This window comes from Dysgonomonas sp. Marseille-Q5470 (assembly GCF_951230145.1).
GTDB lineage: Bacteria > Bacteroidota > Bacteroidia > Bacteroidales > Dysgonomonadaceae > Dysgonomonas.
In genome coordinates this window covers 473373-494812 of the sequence record NZ_CATNVE010000003.1, presented here as the reverse complement: position 1 = coordinate 494812, position 21440 = coordinate 473373, and the positions used below count along the sequence as shown (strand labels likewise).

Here is a 21440-nt window from a genome sequence, read left to right as displayed (position 1 = left end):
GTGATACAAATATGGAAACAATAGCCTAGAAGGCTGTTATATTATTCCTCGAAAAATTTATGAGATTTACACCTCATCTAAAGGTTTGCGCTTATTGGTTTTAATTTGTTTAAAATGGCTAGGCGTCAGTCCTGTTACTTTTTTGAACTGGGAACTTAAGTGTGCCACACTCGAATAGTTTAATTTAAACGCAATCTCGTTCAACGTCAGTTCATCATATACGAGTAGCTCTTTTACCCTCTCTATCTTTTGTGCTATAAAGTATTTTTCAATTGTTGTGCCTTCTATTTCCGAAAAGAGGTTACTGATATAATTATAATCGTGATGAAGCTTTTCACTTATATAATCAGATAGATTCACCTTCAGATCATTATTATTATAATGCACCAGTTCTATAATTGCATTCTTGATTTGCTCTATCAGGCGTGCTCTTTTATCGTCTATTAGAGCAAAACCCAAGTATTCAAGTTTTTTACTCAACGCATCTTTCTGTTCAGGACTTAAACCTCCCGACAAGGTTACTTCACCTAATATAATAGATGCAGGGCTAATTCCGAGTTTTTCAAGTTCGGATTTCACAACCATTATGCAACGATTGCAAACCATATTCTTTATATATAATTTTTCTTCTAACATATCCGCCTCCTAGTTTACTAACTATTTATATACAAAAATAGCACCAAATAATGCAATTATCAATGCTTGTCTTCTATTAGAAAAGGTGACAAAGCAGAAAAATATAACACACTAATAAACAAAACAATACAATCAAAAGGTGACAAAAGTGACAGATTACAATATGTTTTTTAATGTCACTTTATTAATTACCTCTTAATTACATAAAAATTACTCTATATTAGATAATTATAATTATCCAATATAAACAACCGATAGGATTAATAAGACCAAATATAAAAATAAAGAAAAGAATAGTGTGTAAAGAACAGCTAGAAGCTATAAAAACTTCTTATAGGAGTTTATCGAAGAAAGGAAGGGCTGAAATAAAACAATTAACTACTTATCATTAATTATTTTAGAAATATCAACATGCTTGAATATTTCTTTAAATATTTTCAGTATCTCCATATATGTTGGTGATAAATTATTTATAGCTTCATAATTATCAAAGATATTATAATCATTCACGTTCATATTCTGAGTTGTTTTTATACTGTAGACTTTTGACATAATATTTTATATTTTATAAAGTTTATAATCCCATCTGTAATAATAGCAAAACAACAAAATAACTCGATCTGAAATTATAAATAGTTCTACTACTATACTCTATAACAAATATACGAATAATATACTTTTTTCACTAATTTTAGGACAAGAAAAAGCTTCGAAAAGTTTCGATTCGAAACAAACCAACACCTACACCTATAAAGCAATCAATACCAATACTTTGAAAACGCTATAAGATACGATACACAAATTAAAAAAGTAAATCATCAGCTCTATCTGAAAAAATATAAGATAAGATACCTTTCCCTATCCTATAAAACACCAAAATCATCGAAACCCTATTCGAAACCACGTTATACTCTACTTAATTTATCATCTCTATCTCTAAGCCAAAGCTTCTGCCAATATAGAAACTGGATGTTCACAACGTTTTGTAGTCGACATTTCTATCTGCCACTTACAGGTTTCGCAATCCGTCACTATATAATCATAATCCTCTGCTTCAATTTGCCTAAAAAGAGAGTCTCCTATATCTTGCGATGTTTTATAATTCTCTTTCTTAAAACCATAGGTACCGGCTATACCACAACATTGAGAGTCTAATACTTTGAGCTCGATATTCGGAATTAATTTCAACAGCTCTATCGAATAATATGACCAACCCAGCTTCTCCATGTGACATGGTGTATGATATGCGACCTTTATTCTTTTATCTCCCAACTTCAGATTTGTATCAGATGTACTCAATAGCCTGTAGATATAACGTGTAGCAAGCTCAACATGCTCTCTGACATCCTTGGTATCGATCCCCAATAAGTGCGAATATTCATCTCTTATCGTGAAAGTACAGGTAGATGATGTTGCAACCACTGGAATATTTTTCTCCAATATAGATTCGCGGATAGATGCAATATTTGTCCTAGCCTGTTTTTGGGCTTGATCAATAAAACCATTAGAGATCAATGCGACTCCGCAACACTTTTCTTTCTTTAGCAACTGTACACCTATTCCCAATGAGTTGAAAACCTTAACCAAATCTTTCCCCAACTGCGGATTATTATAATTTGCGTAGCAGCCATGAAAATAACTCACTTGCTTCGGAAATACCTTTTGTTCATCAGCATGTTTCTTATACCAACCCTCAAATGTACCCAACGAATACTTAGGAAAAGTTCTGCGATGATCTATCTTAAATACAGAATCAAGTACAGACTTTACAGGGTTCAAGCCGAGTGTTGCATTCACAATTGGAGCAAATGGAGTAGCAAAGCTACCAACCAGATCCGTATTTGCTAAAATAAAATCCCGAACCTTGGGTTTCTTTTTACTATATTTAATTCTGGCAGATTGTATTATATCGCCAATCTTAACATTCGACGGGCAAGCAACCTCACATCTTTTACAATTGATACAATACTTCAAAGCCTCATCATAAAAATCAGCTTCTTTCAAACGCAAGCGTTCACCATCCGGCCCGGCTTGCTTAGGTCCCGGATAATCGGGATTAACGGCAGCTACAGGACAGTAAACAGTACAAACAGTGCATTTTATACATTGTTCAAAGTTGTTTTCACTTATATTATGTTGTTGCAAATTCATAATTCTCCCTGTTTATTTTTATTATGCTTTCGGCTATACTTAGTGCACTCAGAATAGACACACCGGCTCCACAGCCTTCTTTTATAGGATTGAATCCTTCGAGGATAGCTCCTGAAACATATAGATTATCCAATGCAGTTCCGTTCAAAAGTCCTCTGAAATTATTATCGGTTTTAACACCAAACTGCTGATAACCTTGTGTATCAAACATTTTTGAGCTATACCATTTTTGCCTGTTATCTGAATATGCGACATCCAGGTTAAAAATCGGCTCATATATCCGATCCGATGTGGCAATCAGCCCTTGACTGAAATAGCTTCCGGTAGCCAAAATATAGTTTTTACCCACAAAAGGAATGTCTCCATGATTGAATGAATAAACCCTCTTTATCGTATTATTCTCAATTTCTGCTTTTTTGATACTATCACCAAGCATATAAACTCCCCCCAGCTTCAAAAAATAATCATGAAGGTATTGTTGTGTATAAATCCCAACAATAGAAGGCGGCATCGTGGGAATCAGTAAGATTGGTTTATTTACTTCTTTTTGTAAATCTTGAAAGGCTGTTGCATTAAGCCCTATACATGCAGGTAAAATAATAGCCTCACCATCTGCACTTTTGTCATTTAATATTTTAGCCACAAGACTTATATTTCGATCCAAAACCCTAGCAATATTGGTTGATCTCATTTCGGTCGGATTACGCCTGAGATAATCTAAATCGGGAATATCAAACAAATGAATCTCGCTCTCTGTGCCTAGCTTGAAGAACTCATCAGCTATAAACTGCGGATAAAAATCAAGAAAGCCTACAGGATTGAATATTGAGACCTTTTTCCATCTTAGGCTATCAATTTGTTCGCTTGTCGCAAAGCCAAAAGAGGTCAACCATGTTGGCCTTAGTGTCCCCATTGGAGTAATTCTGTAGTGATTCGCATCACCACTCCCAAACATTGGAAGCCCAACATTTGTAAAAAAACTTTCTGTATCAGAAACCAAACGTCGAAATCGGTCTACTCCCAGTTTTGCATAAGGATGGTTGGGCATTTGCTTTATTAAATCAGGCAAAGCGGATAAAGGATTATCCACCGCTGTTCCATCAGGTAATGCATTCAATAGATCGTACGAACCGGAAGAAAAATGTAAAGCACTTTGCCCGGAAGAAACAATAACACAACGTTCCCCCTGTTGAGCCAATTTGATACCACAAACAAGCCCCGACAATCCACCTCCTATTATAATCGTATCAAACTTCATAATATTATTATTTTTCAACTGAATCTAACCCGCACACACCCTGATAAACCCAAGCAGTATATTCGCTTTCACGCAAAGTATCGCCCCATGCTATAGGATAGATACCCTTCCAACGTTCAGTCAAGAAAGATGACAAATCATCTTTTGCTCTCTTGGTACAAAACCGTTCAGTACTTCGCATTACACCGGATGCCCGACAAGCACAAAGCTCTCCTTGGCAAGTCCCCATTCCAATACGTGTTCTTCGTCTTAGATCGACAAGACTTTTCACATTCAATTCATCCAAAGCATATTTTACTTCACCTACCGATACGCCCTCACACTCACAAACCAGACTATTATCTAATTGTGTATTGTCTATGAGCTTTTCAGCCAAGTCTCCATGGCGATATATCGCAGCTTTTCGTTGCGTAGCGGGCAACGAAACTATTTTTTTATTTATTTCTTCTATATTTTCTCGAGATCCCGGTAATCTCTCTTCGGCCGTAGTGCATGGCGACGAAACATTCAACTTCTTACACACAAGGTCTGTTACCCATTCTGCCATCAAACGATAAGTCATCAGCTTACCTCCCGTTATCGTTATATAACCTTGAAGTCCATCACGTTCGGCATGGTCTAGCAGTATGATACCACGACTAACATTTCGTCCCGTAGGATCATTATCAGATGCAACTAACGGTCTGACTCCGGCATAAGCTCTCAAGATGCGAGTTTGCGCCAATCGTGGGGCAAGCTTTTCTCCTTCCCTTATCAGAATATCAACTTCTTGGGGAGTCACAGTCATGTTATCAATTTCATCGTATGGAATATTCATTGAAGTTGTACCGATCAGAGAAATAGTATCTCCCGGAACCAAGATATCCGAATCGGCAGGTTTTCGGCATCGATTAAGCACCACATTATTAACACGGTGACCAAAAATCAATAGAGAACCTTTGGCGGGTAACATTTTCACTGTAACACCTGCAAGCATAGAGATATGCTGTCCCCAAATCCCTCCGGCATTTACAACAATCGATGCGTATATCTTTTTTGTTTCTTTCTCTTTATGATCAAATACCTCTACTCCAATTATGCGATCCTGTTCTCTCAACATCCCTATTACTTCATGGTATGTCAATATTTTTGCACCATGATCTCTTGCATCTATCATGTTGGATGCCGTCAGACGAAACGGATCTACTGATCCATCCGGAACTTTTACAGCTCCTACTATCGACGGATTGGCAGAGGGCTCGAGTAAGAGCGCTTCTTTTGGATCTATTATATCAGCTCTTATCCCTGCAAGATTACAAGCCTCTACAAATTTTGCCTGATAGTTTATATCATCTTCCGGAAGTGTTAGAAACAAACCATTGGTTTCTTCTATACAATGGCTGGCTATTCGTTTCAATATCATATTTTCTTTGATGCATTCTTCAGCAGACTCTCTATCTGTTACAGCATAACGCGCACCACTATGCAACAATCCATGATTACGTCCTGTAGCACCTGTAGATATATCGTAACGCTCGAGCAAAACAGCATTCAATCCCCTACGGGAGCAATCTCTAGCAACACCTGCTCCGGTAATTCCGCCACCGATGACTACAACATCAAAAACATCTGAAGAATATTTCATAAGAATAACTTTTATGATGATTCACAAATATACGAAACTATTCGAAACACAAAAGAAATACATCGAAACATTTTATAAATAAAATAAGAGGATAGAAATTAAATCTACCCTCTTATCCGTATGTCAATATATAAAACTATATATAATTAAAAAACAACTTGAAGCCTGCCTTGAATAGCATTAATAGTTTCTCCTGCAGCCAAAGGATTTGTATTACCTAAAGAAATATTAGAATAGTCTAATCTTAACATTATATATTTATTTAAATAATAATTTGCGGCAAACGTCCAATCACTCATTCTACCTCCTTTTACCCCTGAGTTTTTATTGTCAAGATCGGTATAATTGTACCTCAAAGCAAACTCTAAAGACTTCGGTTTTGGAGTACCCATTCTCGCCCAAGAAGATGAATAAGTATAATTGCCACCAATAGCCAAGAAACCGATTTGAGCATAAGCCCCACTGGCTTTATATGCAGGCAGATCATCTTTCCTTTCCACATTACTATGAAAATATTCAGCTTGAAGATACAAAGGTCCGTATGCTCCGATGAGTTCCACAGCATATTTAGCCTGATAATCGGCATTTGATATACTCGCCTGAATAAATTTACGCTTTTCTACATTTGTGATCAACGAACTTCCATAGCTGATTACTTTGGGCTTCTGTATACCGTTAGCATCAAATCCATTAGCATCTGCCTTACGGTAAGAACCGGCTAAGCCGATATGGAATATTTTACCATCTTGCTGCAACGGATTAAAGACAACACGACCTGTTGCCGAATATCCATCATCTCCTTCAATGGAATTAGTCATAGAGTCTCCATCTGCAAATGCTCCTATGCCTACCCATGCATATTTATTCCAACCGATATACTCAACTCCCAGTTTTCTTCCCGGAGAGAAAGCAAACGATGTAGCATTGGCTGTAATAAACTTGATGTTAGCAGAACTCTCCATATGATCGATACCAAATGGTTCGGCAAAATGTCCACCTCTAACATAAGATGTTTTATTCAGATTATACTGCAAGAAAATATCCTTATAACCTACTTTCCCTCCGGCAAATCCGAGATCAACTTTCATATCGAAACTTTTATATTTCGCTTTCAGTCCTAACCGGACATCTGACATAGCTACCCCATTACTTAGGTCTGTTCCGTCTTCTATATAAGTTGCTCCGTCAAAATAAAAACGACCCATTGGAGTTATTTTCACGGTCTCGTCTGCGATTTTCACATCCACAGATTGGGCAAACAACGAAGAGAATGCAAACAGAGAAAGAGCAGCCAATATAGTTAATCTACAACTAGACATGGCTATTGTTTCTTATTGGTTTTATTAACTTTCACGCCCCATTCCTGAGTAGTATATTTATAGTTTCCTTCGGGAACATCGTTACAATAAACAATAACACAATTAGGATCTTTATCCCAATATTGTTTTACTGTCATACCTTCCATATTTCCGGCATGTTCTTTTTCTATCTTCACATTATCAGGGTTAACCATTAACTTCAATCCTACGGACTCATCCATCATTTCCATATCACCACGGCTATTACCACCAACGATAATCGGACGAGCTTTTATAAACGTGTGAATAGTTTCAGCTTTACCCCAATCCTGAGGTGTTGGCAATACTAATTCGTCTGTTGTCTTTCCATTTCTTACAGCAGATTTCACTCCGATAATACGGTCTACAGGAATACCTAGCTGTTCGTGAACAAAGCGTTGATATAAAAACTCGGGAGATGCAGTCAATACCCATATTTCGATTCCATACTCTTGTAGATTTGCCAAGAACTCTTTCATCTCAGGATAGAACTTTCCTTGAAATTTTTCGTGATAGCAATCATTCCCTATTGTAGATATTTCGTCTGGAGATAATCCAGCAAAAAATCTCACACGCTTTTGCACATAAGCGATTCCCACGTTATCTTTTCCATGAAGCATATCATCTACAATTGCCATTTTTTCTTTTGCTTCTTTGTCTGTTCTGTTTCCATAAGTTTTTTGTGCAAAACCGAAAAGAGCTTCGTCCGCCAGATAATAAGGGACCTGACCAAACAGTGTACCATCGCAGTCAAATATGGCTACTTTGCGTTCTTTCATAGGAATCGTAGAGTTCAAAAAGCTCTCGATACGGTCATTAGCTTCTTTCGGCCAGCCTTTTATATAACGGTATGTTTGAGCCGTTAAAGCGAACGAAGAAGTCAAAATCATCACTACCGCAAGACATAATGCCTTACGCATAAAATTAATCTTTTTCATAACTTAGTAATTTAAAAAGGTTTTAACAACTAGATTTTGGTATTAGACATAGTTTCTACTTGATTAATAAATATAGTCCCGAAGCTAGAGCAGCACCAACTATCGGCCCGAGAACAGGTATCCAAGAGTAGCCCCAGTCGCTATCTCTTTTATTTTTTATAGGTAGTATTGCATGTGCTATACGTGGTCCAAGGTCACGAGCCGGATTAATAGCATATCCGGTAGTTCCCCCTAATGACATACCTATAGATACTATAACCAATGATACCGGAAGTGGTCCATCTATTTGCGCACCGCCTACCATCAGCACCCCAAACATGAGGACAAATGTTCCGATTACTTCACTGATAAGATTATAGGTATAGGCCTTTATTGCAGGCCCCGTACAGAAAACTCCTTTTTTAGCATTTGGATTTTCTTCGGCATCAAAATGAGGCTTATACATCAGAAAAACTAAAGATGCACCAAGTATAGCCCCCAACATTTGCGCTACTATATACCCGATTACACTCCCTTTGAAACTGCCTGCAATTGCCAAGCCTATAGTAAGAGCCGGATTAAGATGAGCCCCCGAATATGGAGCAGAAATAAACGCTGCAACAAAAACAGCCAAGCCCCAACCGAAAGAAATCACAACCCAACCGGAACTGTTACCCAATGTCTTCTTGAGATTAACATTTGCACAAACACCTGCACCCAATAAAATGAGTATAGCTGTGCCTATAAATTCGAATAAAATATCTTGTCCCATGGTATATAGATTAGAATATTATCTCACCCACGATTGGGCACGGTAAACAGCTTCAGACCATTTTTTCTTAGCCAAATGCATATCAATCTTAAGATCAGGCTCGAATTTGGTATCAATATGCCATTGTTTCTTTATCTCTTCTACATTTTCCCAATAGCCAACAGCAAGCCCGGCAAGGTAAGCAGCCCCCAGAGCGGTGGTTTCGGTAGTTTGAGGACGAATCACTGTTTGCCCAAGTACATTAGCCTGAAATTGCATCAGTAAATTATTCTTAGCAGCGCCACCATCTACTCTGAGCTCTTTAAGCCCTACGCCTGCATCCAAGATCATTGCATTGATTACATCCATAGTCTGATAAGCAATACCTTCAAGTGCAGCACGAGCAATATGTGCAGAAGTAGTTCCTCGCGATATTCCAACAATTGTACCCCGTGCATATTGATCCCAATAAGGAGCCCCCAAGCCAGTTAAAGAAGGCACGAAATATACATCTCCATTGTCTTTAACCTGTGTAGCCAATTCCTCTATTTCGGAAGAAGAGTTTATAATTTTAAGGCCATCCCTGAGCCATTGTACGATTGCTCCACCAACGAAAATACTTCCTTCGAGAGCATAAGTTGTTTTTCCATCCAACTGCCATGCTATCGTAGATATTAAATTATTTTTTGAAACAACGGGTTTATCCCCTGTATTCATCAAGATGAAACATCCTGTTCCGTATGTATTCTTCACCATTCCTTGTTCAAGGCACATTTGCCCAAATAGTGCGGCTTGCTGATCACCGGCAATACCCGAAATAGGAACTTTGGAAGCAAAAATTGTAGTTCTCGTATGTCCATACACCTCACTGGAAGCACATACCTTAGGCATCATGCTCACCGGTATGTTAAACAACTCGAGAAGATCATTATCCCATTGCAAAGTATGAATATTAAACAACATTGTACGTGAAGCATTCGAAACATCGGTTACATGTACCGAACCCCTTGTTAATTGCCATACAATCCAAGTATCAACTGTACCGAACACCAATTTTCCTTTTTCTGCTTTTTCTCTCGCCCCCTGAACATTATCCAGTATCCATTTTACTTTTGTAGCACTGAAGTATGCATCAACAATCAGGCCTGTTTTTTCTTTGATAACAGGAAGTAACCCTTCATTTTTCAGTGCATCGCAATACTCGGATGTTCTTCGGTCTTGCCATACAATAGCATTGTATACGGGCTCTCCTGTTTCACGATCCCAGACAATGGTCGTTTCCCGCTGATTGGTAATTCCGATTCCTGCGATATTCGTACCATTGATTCCAATTTTTGTAATAGCTTCAGCAGCTACGGCAGCTTGCGAAGCCCATATTTCGAGAGGGTCATGTTCTACCCAACCGCTCTGTGGAAAAATCTGCGGAAACTCCTTCTGGGCTACAGAGCATATCTCCCCCTTGCGATTGAAGACGATAGCCCTTGAGCTGGTAGTACCGGCATCAAATGATAAAATGTATTTCTGTTCCATGGTATATTAGTTATATGATTAGTTTTTCTGCTATCATTCCATATGCTAAGGTATATAATTCGGCTTATAGTCTACTAATAAATAATGCTGAGCCAGTTCCACAAATTCACGAACTTGTATCGCCTCCCACTCCTTATCTTTATTCATCTCTATAGCCACAATCGAGGCAACTTGTGGAGCCATATCAATTGCTGCACGTGCATCTAAAAACAAAATCCTAAAACGTCTTGCAAGTACATCTTCTACAGTCAAAGCCATTTCTTCTCGAACAGCCCACAGAACCTCAGCCACCGTATAATCATAATCGGGATGTAATTTTTCGGCAAATTTCAGAGATTGGTTCTGAAGCTTAACGATCTTATCAATATCACTTCCGTAAACATAGTTAAAGTTGGATCTGTCTACCTTTTCCTTGTATCCATGTATTCGCAGATCTTTGGTAACACACTCTTTGCGAGGCAATCCCCCTATAGTAATACCTTTATCAACAACATCCTGAGCCATATCTCTATAGGTAGTCCACTTACCACCTGTAATAGTAATGAGTCCACTATCTGATATTACAATTTTGTGGCTTCTTGATATTTCTTTTGTTTTCTTACCGTCAGATTCCTTTTTAGGCGCAGCCAAAGGTCTCAAACCAGCAAAGACAGAAAGGACATCGTCCCGTGTTGGCTTCTTCGCTAAATATTCTCCGGCAGTTCTCAGAATAAACTCTATCTCCTCTTCCAATGCCTGAGGTTCAAGAACAAACTCTTTTAATGGAGTGTCTGTTGTACCTAAAACAACCTTATCGTGCCATGGCACACCAAACAGAACACGTCCATCACTCGTTTTTGGGATCATTATTGCTGTATCTCCTCCTAAAAATGATTTATCTACAACAAGATGGACACCCTGACTCGGACGAACTATATTGTCTTTTTCCGGAGCATCCATCTTCATTAAGCCATCCACAAATATTCCGGTAGCATTCACCACAACTTTTGCTTTTAGCGAATATGGCTGCTTACCTATTTCATCATAAACATTTACTCCTGATATTTTGCCAGAATCATCCTTTATCAAATTGGTCACTTTAGCATAATTAATAACAACTGCACCTTGTTCAGTTGCAGTCTGCATCAAGTTAATCCCCATACGAGAGTCATCAAACTGACCATCATGATAAACAACACCTCCTCTTAATCGAGTCTTATTTATTTGAGGTATCTCACATTCTACAGCCTTCTTTGTCATAGGCAAAGAACGCCCCAAACCTCTCTTCCCAGCCAGCAGGTCATAAACAGTAAGGCCAATTGTATAAAATGGCTTTTCCCACCACTTATAATTTCCGATGATAAAACGTTGATCTTTCACAAGATGTGGAGCATTCTTTTTCATCAGACCTCTTTCGCGAAGAGCCTCAACAACCAAACTCACATCTCCTTGTGCCAAATAACGCACACCACCATGCACAAGTTTTGTACTGCGACTGGAAGTGGCTTTTGTAAAATCAGCCTGCTCCAACAACACAACCTTGAACCCTCGTGAAGCAGCATCAACTGCAGCACCAAGCCCGGTTGCTCCGCCTCCGACAACAACAAAATCCCATATTAGAGATTTATCTGCTATTTGTTTTATATAATCATCTCGTTTCATTGTATCACATCTATATACACACAAAATTAATTAAGAGTTTGAAATAAACAAATAAATTCGAAACTTTTTTATCATAATTCGGAGTTATTTACAGTTAATTCGAAATAAAAAAATATGATTACGAAATTAAATACATATAACAAAATAAAAAACTTAACAATAAAGATGCAAAGCATATTACATAAACAATAGAAATATTTATACCTTTGCAGCAATTTCTAATAACTAATTAGCAAATAATATGGGAAATATAGCGAAGCGACATAAATATATACTAGAGCAACTTAAAGAAGACGGATATGTAAAAGTTCTGGACTTAAGTGAAAAACTGGGAGTTTCGGAAGTTACGATACGAAAAGATTTAAAGTTTCTCGAAAGCAAAAAGATGTTATATCGTAATCATGGAAGTGCCAGTAGCCTCAGTTCAATTATATCAGACAAACATATAGATGTGAAAGAAAAGCTGAATATGGATGAAAAATCATCGATAGCAAAAGCAGCAAGTAAATTATTGGAGCCAAACGATAAAATTATAATAGCATCGGGAACAACCCTACTCGCTTTCGCAAACGAAATAAATGCCAGCGAAGGTATTACAGTAATCACATCTTCGGTAAAAGTTTCATTAAGCTTATGCTATAACCCGAATATTGAGATCATTCAATTGGGAGGCATTATGAGAAAAAACTCGGTATCAGTGATTGGACACTATGCTGAAAACATACTGGAAAGCCTCTCCTGCAACAAGCTATTCTTGGGGGTAGACGGAATTGATCTCGATTACGGACTGACAACCAGCGACATGAGCGAAGCTAGAATCAATCAGCAAATGATAGATGCCGCACAAAAAATTATTGTACTTACAGACTCGTCAAAATTTGGCAGAAGAGGGTTTTGTAAAATATGTGATTTAAATAAAATACATCACATCATTACAGACAAAAACGCACCGGCCCATATAATTGAGATGATGAGAGAAAGAGAAATAGAAGTAACCCTTGTCTAAACTAACATTTAATATTGAGTTCGAGCAATACGTTTCTTATTTGCTCATAGGTAGTTATACGTGTAGGAACTAAAGGCAGACGAAGCTTATTTTGAATATAACCCATCATATTGAGCATACATTTTACTCCTGCAGGATTTCCATCCACGAAAAGAAGGTTGAATAGCTCGTTGAAACTATGATGGATAGTCAAAGCACTGGCATAATCACCTTCAAGTGCCAAACGAGTCATACGACTAAATTCGCGAGGGAATGCATTGCCAATCACTGATATGACACCAACAGCGCCGAGGGTTATCAAAGGAAAAGTAACCCCATCATCACCTGATATCACATCAAAATGTTCGGGCTTACGCTTTATGATATCATCCATCTGAGTCATATTTCCGGAGGCTTCTTTTACCGCAACAATATTTCTGAACTCATTAGCAATACGCAACGTTGTATCAGCCGTCATATTAACACCTGTCCGCCCCGGAACATTATAAGCTATAATAGGGAGGGAAGATGCTTCCGAGATAGCTTTATAATGCTGATATATACCTTCCTGTGATGGTTTGTTATAGTAAGGAACTACCGAAAGAATACCGTCTATGCCGACGTAATCATTTTTCTTTAACTTATCGACAATGGCACGCGTATTATTTCCACCTTCTCCTATAATAACAGGAATTTGACCGTTGACTTTATTTACCACCAATTCGACAATCTGTTTTTTTTCTCCTTCAGTCAATGTTGGGGTTTCTGCTGTTGTACCAAGTACAACCAGATAATCAGTTCCATTTTGCAACTGATAATCAACAAGCCGAAGCAGGGCATCATAATCGACACTCTCATCTTCTTTAAAAGGAGTAATTAAAGCAACTCCCATTCCTCTCAGATTTATCCTGGACATAAAGTCAATCTTTATCTTTAGAAAAGTGTATATCTCTTTTCAGTTTGTGCAAAATTAAGAATTAATTTACACCCTATAGCACTTTGCTCAGGTAATTTTTTATTTGCTGATAAGTTTCCTGTAGATTCATTTCATCAGTTTTGAGCACCAGAAAGTCATAGTAAGGCTGATCCGGCTTTGCAATACCAATACTGAACTCAGAAGAATTATTGGACAGCAGATATTCATAAACCTTACTCTCAGTCGTAGTCAAGTCAATAAGCGTATCATATTCCAACGCTTTGAACTCATTCAGGACTGATGGAGCAAGTATCTGAAGGAAAGACATTTCCTGAGGATGAATAATTCTCACATTCGCCGGAAATATTATATTCCCCGGAGCCTTCTTTGTAGATTGATACGTCCACAAAATAACTTTTTTACCATTTGCTGCTAAATCTTTTGATATAGCATCTATAGCCGGCCAATCGTTATATGAGAACAGAATAAGTACACTTTTCATGCTCTCTAAATTTCGGAAAGCATGTTTTCTTTTATTATCTCGGAAAGCAGAATTTATTTTCCATTTTACTAAAAAATCAAACATAATAATTTTGTTGTGTTAGATATCATAATAAACCAGCAGTCGTATATTTCGTTTTCAACCGGGAAAAATAAATTCTGCTTCTATTACTTTTTATAATTTTCTGGCACCATCACTGATCACCACATCGTATACCTTCGGCTTGATTCTGAACTTTTGCTCATAGCTTTCGGTAGCACGTTTGATGAAATCATCATGAAGCTCATTTTTCACAAGATTGATAGTGCAACCACCAAAGCCGCCTCCCATTACACGAGATCCGGTTACGCCACACTGACGTGCGATATCATTCAGGAAGTCAAGTTCTTCGCAGCTAACTTCATACTTACGGCTAAGTCCGATATGCGTTTCGTACATTTTCTTACCAACGGTTTCGTAATCGCCTCTTTCCAAAGCATCACACGCTTCGCTCATACGTTGAATTTCTTCGATAACGAATTCGGCACGCATGTAATCTTCGGCACTAACTTCGTTAGCCACTTCTTTCAACATGTCGATTGTAGCATCACGCAATAACTGCACTTCAGGATGATACTTACGAATGTATGATGCCGCATTTTCGCACGATTCGCGACGTTTGTTATAAGCTGAGGAAGCCAACTCATGTTCTACGCAAGTATTTAACAATACCAAGCGATATCCTTCCGGATTGAACGGAATATATTTATATTCAAGAGAGCGACAATCTAGGCGAATTAATGATCCGGCCTTACCAAAGCAAGACGCGAACTGATCCATAATACCACATTTGACTCCTACATAATTGTGCTCTGTAGCTTGTCCTATTTTGGCTAGTTGAAAACGGTCTAAGCCAAGATTATACATATCATTGATCGCAAATCCGAAACAACTTTCCAAAGCTGCTGACGAAGACATTCCTGCTCCGAGAGGCACATCACCGGCAAACACGCAGTCAAAACCTTGAACTTGTTTTCCTAGCTTCATTATTTCGTGACATACGCCGAAGATATATTTCCCCCATTGTTTGATCGGAATATCGTCTAGTCCGAACTCATCCATTTCAGACAAATCCATAGCGTATGCTTTAATACGGTCGGGTGTTCCATTGGGCTTGATCACACAATACATGGCTTTGTCGATTGCTCCCGGCAACACAAATCCGCCATTGTAATCTGTATGTTCACCAATAAGATTGATACGCCCCGGCGATGTATACATTGTACCTTCAGTTCCGAATAGCGATTTAAATTTTTCTTTTAATAAATTTAGCTCCATGGTCGATTTTAATTATTTAGGGTTTATACAAAAAATTATTCCAACATTTTGAGAAAATCATCTTCATTAATAATAGGAATACCCAGACTTTTCGCTTTCTCGAGTTTAGCAGGCCCCATATTGTCACCGGCTAAGACATAATTAGTTTTTGAAGATATAGAACCGCTGTTCTTACCTCCATTCTGTTCTATCATACTCTTGTATTCATCGCGGGAATATTTTTCGAAAGTCCCGCTAATTACGATTGACAAGTCTTTCAGTTTTTCTGTTCTCTGGGCAATAATAGATTCACTAAGCTCAAATTGCAATCCAAATGTACGAAGTTTATTTATGACTTCAAGATTGTTAGGATTACTAAAATATTTAACGATGCTTTGAGCTATCCGATCACCAATTTCATCAACCTGTGTCAAGTCTTCTATTGTAGCGGCTTGTAACAAGTCGATATCAGGAAAAGCCAATGCTAGTTTTTTCGCTACGGTTTCGCCGACATAACGGATACCCAAAGCAAAAAGCACTCTTTCGTAAGGTACGGATACCGATGCATGAATGCTATCTATTAGATTCTTGGCACTCTTCTCAGCCCAACGCTCAAGACGAGAGACATCCTGCCACTTTAGTGTATATAGGTCTGCAATATTTCGAATATATCCGGCATTGTAGAGATGTTCTACAGTCTCTGTTCCTCCGGCAATATTCATCGCTTTTCGGGTCAGAAAGTGTTCGATACGCCCTTTTATCTGAGGTGGGCATGACACGTCGTTGGGGCAATAATATATAGCCTCTCCTTCATCTTTGACAAGAGGTGTACCACATTCGGGACAATCTTTTATAAACTCGACTTTAGCATCAAATATATTTCTTTGGGCAACATCTACCCCGGTGATCTTAGGTATTATTTCTCCTCCTTTTTCTACATAAACCTGATCATTGATATGTAAATCAAGAGAGTTAATATAATCTTCGTTATAAAGTGACGCTCGCTTAACGGTAGTTCCTGACAGCTTTACCGGTCTAAGGTTGGCCACAGGTGTAACAGCTCCTGTTCGCCCCACCTGATATGAGACAGACTCTAGCGTTGTAACAGCCTGCTCTGCCTGAAACTTGAAGGCAATAGCCCAACGAGGAAACTTAGAGGTAAAGCCTAGATTCTTTTGCTGTGTCAGCGAATTTACTTTAAGGACTATTCCATCTGTAGCTACAGGCAGGTTTTTACGCTCCTTATCCCAATAGTGTATATATGCGAATATTTCGTCTAAAGTCTTACACTTCTTGGTTGCATCCGAAATTTTAAAGCCCCATTCCTTCGCTTTCATCAGATTTTCGTAATGTCCGTCAGTAGGCAATTCTTCTCCTAACAAATAGTAGAGATAAGAGTCAAGCTTACGTGAAGCCACTATTTTAGGGTCTTGCTGCTTAAGTGTTCCTGATCCGGCATTACGCGGATTAGCAAAAAGGGCTTCTTCCTGTTCGGCTCTTTCCTTATTTATTTGATCAAACACAGACCACGGCATCAGAATCTCTCCTCTGATTTCAAACTCGGCAGGATAATCTGTTCCATGCAATCGCAAAGGAATACTACGAATAGTACGCACATTAGCTGTCACATCATCACCCTGCACACCATCGCCACGTGTAACGGCCTGAGTTAACTGACCGTTGATATATGTAAGAGAAATAGATGTTCCATCGTACTTTAATTCACATACAATTTCGAAATCATCATTCAACCCTTTCTTTACCCGATTGTAAAAATCTGTAATTTCTGCCTCTGTATATGTATTTCCCAACGATAACATGGGATATTTATGAGGGACTTGTTTGAATGATTTATTAATATCGCTGCCAACACGTTGACTCGGAGAATTAGGATCGAAATACTCAGGATATTGAGTTTCCAAATCGGTCAATTCTTTTAATTTCTTATCAAATTCAAAATCTGAAATAGTTGGTGCTGAAAGTACGTAATAGTCGTAATTATGTTTGTTCAACTCTTCCCGAAGAGTATCAATTTGGTGCTTTATATGATCCATTATTTCGTTAAAATCGTAAATACAAATATAAAAAGAAATAGGTTGAAAATGTGCAAAATTAGATATTTTTCAGAAATCTATTTACACATTGACTTATCTTCAGCTAACGGAATATCAAGTTACTTCTCATATTTTCTTTTTCTATACAGAGAAATCGAACCCATGACCAAAGCAATAAAAAATACAGGAAAAGCAATATTTAGTATAGCATATTGATTTCTGTTCTCATAAGCCTCTTTTTTGTTCAGGATATATAGCTTTTGTTGCTTTGTCCTCAACTGCATCAGTCCATCATCTCCTGTCAGCCAATTTACGGCATTCACAATAAAATCACGGTTGCCAAATTGCTGTTGCGAAACTCTATCATAACCCATAGGTAATACTTGTGAGCTTTGTCCATGCCCCTGAATCTCATTTGTTATGATATCGGAAGATGAAACAACGATCATCTTTGTTCTTTCACTTATATTCTTAGTTTTATGACTATCAGCTTTAATGCTATCAGGCATCATCCTATTTTGGAACACAGAAGTAAATACACCTTCGAGACTTACCGCCACAGGAACAAATTGCTGATCGAAATAGTCTTTATTATTTTGTATTTTTGCAATATCAAAATCAATCGCATCAGGCACTTTTACTAAATGCGTGCTAGCTGAAGTAGTCAATAATATATGCTTTGTCACATTAGTAGAATTGTTTACAATATCGATAGAACTGGCAAACCCGGCTTTTACGTCCCTTATATTCTTTGTAATGGGAAAATCCTGAGACGGGATCAACAGTGGCTGAAAATAACTTGGCACAACCGAAGCCGACTGCCCTCCTGCATCACTCATTAAATATGTAGAAACACACTGGCTATCCTGAATAAGGTTTGAATTTATGCGTATACCGTATGAAAAAAGCATATCATCGAGATTGACATCATTTTTCATACTTGCAGAATGACCTAATTGAGCGAGATCCTGATGAGAGTAAAAAGCTCCATCGATAAGCCACAATACCTTACCTCCGGACATTATATACTGATCGAGGATATACTTATCCGTTTCGCTATATTTTGATAAAGGCCCGGCAATAATCACAGCGTCAAAGTTGTCCAATATATTAATTTCGTTACCAATCTGCCCCCTATTCACTGTGTAGTATTTAGATAATACTTCCTCGGCATCATATACATACGTACGTGAAATCTCATTATGACCTTCAATAAAGGCAATAGACTTAGATGCTTCCTGACTTAGCAAGCGAATAGCGTCTGTAAATTCAAACTCCAGACTCTCAATAGATGCATTTATGTTTTCTTCCGCAGTGTACCCTGCAATATTTTTGAGCAAAGGAACAACCAGAGTATCTTTTCCGTTTGATATCTGAGCGTATGGATATATTATTTTTTTGCTGGCTTTCCCTTCTCTATCGATCTCGTTAAGAATAATACCAGGCATACCTCTTTGTGCCATCGCCTCATATATCTCGGAGGCAGAACTTTCGGACTGATATATATTCGTTTGTCTTATTTCGAGACTGCTATTCACATATCGGTTATAATCATTTAATAGATTAACGGTTGCATCCTGCAAACGCTGGAATCCATAGTTGAGATCTCCACTCAAATATATATTTATATTAAGAGGAATCTCATTTTTCGTACCCTTCAAGAGGTTTATTGTATAATCACTTAGTGTATAACGTTTATCGGATGTAAAATCAATTCTATAATTAGGTATAAAGTACAATCCAACATTAAAGATAACAAACAAAACTCCCCCCCTTACTAAAACTCTTAATTTGCTCCCACTTAATACTACAAGAGCAAGAATTACAAACAAAACCAAATAATTAACAACAACAAGCAAGTCCTTAAATCGTATAACCCCCTTTTGCATCAATTCGTAATGATGAAGCAGTCTCAGAGATGACACGGCAGCCTGTGTTTTTCCGGTAAGAAATAAGCCGGAGAGCAAATCGAAGCCATAGTAAACAAAAACACTTAAAATTACTGAAGCTATAAGTGCTACAACCTGATTCTTAGACAAAGCCGACCCAAATAGACTGATAGATACAAAAACGATAACCAATAATAGCAAAGAAAAATACGAGGCAAAAATAGCATTAAGGTCAATATTTCCTACCGGATTGGCTAGTTGTGATAAAGAATAAACATAAATACATGTAGGCAGTAAGGTAATAGATACGAAGATAAGTGCAGCCAGATATTTACTTAGATAGATATGGAAGATACTAACAGGTCTCGTCATTAGAATATCTAAAGTTTTTCCCTTTCGTTCTTCTGAAAAAGAGCGCATGGTAAGAGCCGGAATCAATACCAAAAGTAGTATGGGAGACAAAGCGAAAAAGCCGCTCAGATCAGCGTAACCGGTATCCACCAGATTGTATTTTCCGGAGAAGAACCACAGTAAACTTCCTATAATGAGAAGAAAAGCTAAAGAAAAGAACGCTCCGAAAGAAGAGCAAAAAACAGACTTAAGTTCTTTAAATACTAAAGCTTTCATATATCTTTGTATAAATTGATGTTTAATTACACAATGGCTAAACGAGAGATAAAGATAGTTATTTTATTTGTTCTGATAATTGCAGTCCTTATCGGAGGGTGGCGATTATATAACAAACTTGAAAAGAACAAACAATCTTTCTCTGTTGATATTTATGAATATATATCTCCTCAGGCAGTGGCTGTAATAAATATCAATAGAGAGTATAATCTGGATATGCTATACCAGTATGATCCTTCACTTCGCAGCTTAACGGGTGTACTCGGAGAAAATTTATCTTTTCCTACGATTATTTCAAAGTATAAAGACAATAGTAGTATTTTAATAACAAAAATAAAACAAGAGAAAGAATCGGAGATAGCAGATTATATAAGAAATCAGATAGCATCGGACTTTCCTCCTCACAAAAGAGAATATAAAGATGCAATCGTATGGTATTTTACTCTGCCGGATGATAAATTTCTCGTTTGCTCTTTTTACAAGGGAATGCTTGCCATCAGCAACCATCTCAGACCTATTGAAATATTTATTGATTCTGACTCGGAAAACACGTTCTTCTCGGACGAAAATAATATCGAGCTTATAACCAAAATTCGAAATAGCACACCTGTCTGTATTTTCACAAAAGTGCAGGACAAAACGTTGGCTCTTAATTATGTTCCTTATAACAGCTCAATACAACTAATCGGCTATATACTAGAAAACAAAGAGAAGGCAGCAAATGACTCGATAGCATTCGATTACGCAACAATCCCTTTATTAATGGATTTGCCCGATAGAATTTGCATCGATAGCATAAACATACAAAATGGCAGCAAACCGGTAAGCGTAAAAATATTTCTAAACAAAAAGTTTTAAATTCGTGTTTATAAAAATATATTACAATTTATCAATTTAATAAAATAATTATGTCGGTATTAAAAGAATTAAAGGAGTTTATGATGCGTGGCAACGTAGTTGATATGGCTGTCGGTGTCATTGTAGGTGGAGCATTCGGCAAGATTGTATCATCGCTTGTAAGCGATATTATCATGCCTCCAATCGGAGTTGTGCTTGGCGGTGTCAATTTTTCGGACCTGAAGGTAACACTAAAAGAAGCAGTAGGTGACGCAGCAGCTGTAACAATCAATTATGGCTCTTTTGTACAAACCGTTTTTGATTTTGTTATCATAGCCAGTGCTATATTTTTTGCTATCAAGGGTATCAATATGCTACAAAAGAAAAAAGAAGAAGCCCCTGCTGCCCCTCCGGCTCCAACTAAAGAGGAAACGTTACTAACAGAAATCAGAGATTTATTGAAGGAACAAAATAAAAATTAAATATATA

The 21440-nt window shown here is 37.6% G+C and carries 18 protein-coding genes; 3 read left to right on the top strand and 15 right to left on the bottom strand.

Annotation, left to right across the window (positions count from 1 at the left end):
- Positions 1-66: 66 nt before the first annotated feature.
- From QOX35_RS08095 to QOX35_RS08050, 10 genes are all read right to left on the bottom strand, one after another.
- Positions 67-636, bottom strand: a complete 570-nt coding sequence (locus QOX35_RS08095) for a helix-turn-helix domain-containing protein (protein WP_283686508.1) — start codon at positions 634-636, stop codon at positions 67-69.
- Between the two features lie 378 nt (positions 637-1014).
- Positions 1015-1188, bottom strand: coding sequence for a hypothetical protein (locus tag QOX35_RS08090; RefSeq protein ID WP_167755419.1), 174 nt, complete (start codon positions 1186-1188; stop codon positions 1015-1017).
- Between the two features lie 384 nt (positions 1189-1572).
- Positions 1573-2787: an anaerobic glycerol-3-phosphate dehydrogenase subunit GlpC gene (glpC, locus tag QOX35_RS08085; RefSeq protein WP_283686507.1), complete on the bottom strand. Its 1215-nt coding sequence runs from the start codon at positions 2785-2787 to the stop codon at positions 1573-1575.
- Positions 2768-4045: a glycerol-3-phosphate dehydrogenase subunit GlpB gene (glpB, locus tag QOX35_RS08080; protein WP_283686506.1), complete on the bottom strand. Its 1278-nt coding sequence runs from the start codon at positions 4043-4045 to the stop codon at positions 2768-2770. Before glpB ends, glpC begins: the two co-directional genes overlap by 20 nt.
- 7 nt (positions 4046-4052) lie before the next feature.
- The gene (glpA, locus tag QOX35_RS08075; RefSeq protein ID WP_283686505.1) at positions 4053-5669 is read right to left on the bottom strand and encodes an anaerobic glycerol-3-phosphate dehydrogenase subunit A; all 1617 of its coding nucleotides are present in this window, start codon (positions 5667-5669) and stop codon (positions 4053-4055) included.
- Between the two features lie 146 nt (positions 5670-5815).
- Complete coding sequence (locus QOX35_RS08070; RefSeq protein WP_283686504.1) at positions 5816-6988, bottom strand: OprO/OprP family phosphate-selective porin; 1173 nt, start codon at positions 6986-6988, stop codon at positions 5816-5818.
- Positions 6989-6990: 2 nt separating this feature from the next.
- Positions 6991-7944: an HAD family hydrolase gene (locus QOX35_RS08065; RefSeq protein WP_135104054.1), complete on the bottom strand. Its 954-nt coding sequence runs from the start codon at positions 7942-7944 to the stop codon at positions 6991-6993.
- Positions 7945-7999: 55 nt separating this feature from the next.
- Positions 8000-8695, bottom strand: a complete 696-nt coding sequence (locus QOX35_RS08060) for an MIP/aquaporin family protein (RefSeq protein WP_283686503.1) — start codon at positions 8693-8695, stop codon at positions 8000-8002.
- A gap of 18 nt (positions 8696-8713) precedes the next feature.
- Positions 8714-10204, bottom strand: coding sequence for a glycerol kinase GlpK (gene glpK / locus QOX35_RS08055; RefSeq protein WP_283686502.1), 1491 nt, complete (start codon positions 10202-10204; stop codon positions 8714-8716).
- 45 nt (positions 10205-10249) lie between these two features.
- Positions 10250-11845, bottom strand: a complete 1596-nt coding sequence (locus tag QOX35_RS08050; RefSeq protein WP_283686501.1) for a glycerol-3-phosphate dehydrogenase/oxidase — start codon at positions 11843-11845, stop codon at positions 10250-10252.
- A gap of 241 nt (positions 11846-12086) precedes the next feature.
- Between QOX35_RS08050 and QOX35_RS08045 the strand changes: the two genes are divergently transcribed.
- The gene (locus QOX35_RS08045; RefSeq protein ID WP_006842690.1) at positions 12087-12851 is read left to right on the top strand and encodes a DeoR/GlpR family DNA-binding transcription regulator; all 765 of its coding nucleotides are present in this window, start codon (positions 12087-12089) and stop codon (positions 12849-12851) included.
- Position 12852: 1 nt separating this feature from the next.
- Here the strand turns inward: QOX35_RS08045 and dapA are convergent, their stop codons facing one another.
- The 5 genes from dapA to gldG form a co-directional block, all read right to left on the bottom strand.
- Positions 12853-13746 (bottom strand): 4-hydroxy-tetrahydrodipicolinate synthase, encoded by an 894-nt coding sequence (gene dapA, locus QOX35_RS08040; protein WP_283686500.1) that lies wholly within the window; start codon positions 13744-13746, stop codon positions 12853-12855.
- A 73-nt stretch (positions 13747-13819) separates the two neighbouring features.
- The gene (locus QOX35_RS08035; RefSeq protein WP_374043259.1) at positions 13820-14332 is read right to left on the bottom strand and encodes a DUF6913 domain-containing protein; all 513 of its coding nucleotides are present in this window, start codon (positions 14330-14332) and stop codon (positions 13820-13822) included.
- 90 nt (positions 14333-14422) lie between these two features.
- Positions 14423-15565: a galactokinase gene (gene galK, locus QOX35_RS08030; RefSeq protein ID WP_135104048.1), complete on the bottom strand. Its 1143-nt coding sequence runs from the start codon at positions 15563-15565 to the stop codon at positions 14423-14425.
- 35 nt (positions 15566-15600) lie between these two features.
- The gene (ligA, locus tag QOX35_RS08025; protein ID WP_283686498.1) at positions 15601-17598 is read right to left on the bottom strand and encodes an NAD-dependent DNA ligase LigA; all 1998 of its coding nucleotides are present in this window, start codon (positions 17596-17598) and stop codon (positions 15601-15603) included.
- Positions 17599-17717: 119 nt separating this feature from the next.
- Complete coding sequence (gldG, locus tag QOX35_RS08020; protein ID WP_283686497.1) at positions 17718-20114, bottom strand: gliding motility-associated ABC transporter substrate-binding protein GldG; 2397 nt, start codon at positions 20112-20114, stop codon at positions 17718-17720.
- A gap of 33 nt (positions 20115-20147) precedes the next feature.
- Between gldG and QOX35_RS08015 the strand changes: the two genes are divergently transcribed.
- Together QOX35_RS08015 and mscL are read left to right on the top strand one after the other, a co-directional pair.
- A complete protein-coding gene (locus tag QOX35_RS08015) occupies positions 20148-20972 on the top strand; it encodes a hypothetical protein (RefSeq protein WP_283686496.1) in 825 nt (274 codons plus the stop codon).
- Positions 20973-21022: 50 nt separating this feature from the next.
- A complete protein-coding gene (gene mscL / locus QOX35_RS08010; RefSeq protein WP_283686495.1) occupies positions 21023-21433 on the top strand; it encodes a large-conductance mechanosensitive channel protein MscL in 411 nt (136 codons plus the stop codon).
- Positions 21434-21440: the final 7 nt, after the last annotated feature.